The organism is uncultured Campylobacter sp. (assembly GCF_937997595.1).
GTDB lineage: Bacteria > Campylobacterota > Campylobacteria > Campylobacterales > Campylobacteraceae > Campylobacter_B.
On the sequence record NZ_CALKTS010000317.1, the window covers coordinates 1 to 1,140 of the forward strand.

Genomic DNA, 1,140 nt, shown 5'->3' on the forward strand with positions numbered 1-1,140 from the left:
CGTTTTTGGATCGATTTATTTCTTAAATTTTCTTATGAAATCGCTCGCGTCCCGCACTGCCATCGCCGAGCTCATAACGGCGATCCTGTCGGCTCCCGCGCGTAGGACGGAAGCGAAATTGCGCGGCGTTATGCCGCCCAGCGCATAGATTTCGCCCGCGAAAAACTCCCGCACGGCGCGGATCAAATTTAGCCCCTTCGGCGCTAGCCCCGCCTTGCAATCAGTCGCGAAGATGTGGCTCAGGCAGATCGCGTTCGCGCCCAGCTCCAGCGCCTCGCGCGCTTCCGCCTCGCTGTGGCAGGAAGCGACCAGTTTTTTGAAATTTGCACGCAAAAACTCCGCGCCGCGCGCCGCGCTAAAGCTCCGCAAAACCCCGAGCGGCAGCCATAAATTTCTCTCGCCTGCCCGCAGCGCAAAATCTGCGAAATTATGCACAAAGATCGCGGGCGGATGCCTTGCACTCTCTGCACTCTGCGCGCCCTTCGTACTCTGCGAGCCTTCCGCCTCTTTCACACTCTGTGAATTTTCTACGCCCTCTATACTTTCCGCATCTCCTGCGCTCTGCGAGTTACCCGCATTTACTACGCTCTGTGCGATCTGCGCCGCGGGTTTTGCTTCGCATACGGCGCCGCCAGGCGAAATTTCGCCTGGCGTGCTATCGTCCGCGCGATTTGCAGCGTCGATAAAATTTTCAGACAAAATTTCATCTAAAACGCAAGCGGAATTTTTAGGCCGTATCTCATCTATAGCGGCACCGTGCTTGCGAGCCGTATCCGCGCAAAGCTCGCTCTTGCCGTCGCCCAAATCAAGCTTTTTTTGCAAAACTTCGTCCTCGTTACGCTTGTAGAGCGAAATTTTATCCGCGCAGACCGCGCTCGCGTTCAATCCGCCCGCGAAAACTTGGGTTTCGCTAAATTTAGCGGCACGAGCTTCATCTGCAAAAATCCCGTCCGCACGGGCTGTATCCGCACAAAACCCACTCTCGCAGGCGCGTAAAATTTTACCAAACAGCGCCGCATAGGCTGTTTCGTCTAGGTCCTTTTCGCGCACGACGATCTCGCTTACGCCCGCCGCGGCAAAATCCGCTATGCGCGCGAGCAGCGCCGCCTCGCCGCCGCAGAGCGCGCGATTTGTGATGAT

1 protein-coding gene is annotated in these 1,140 nt (G+C 56.8%); it reads right to left on the bottom strand.

Annotation, left to right across the window (positions count from 1 at the left end):
- Nucleotides 1–15: 15 nt before the first annotated feature.
- The coding region (locus tag Q0614_RS10690; RefSeq protein WP_298788635.1) for a thiamine phosphate synthase at nt 16–1,140 on the bottom strand (1,125 nt) is incomplete at its 5' end.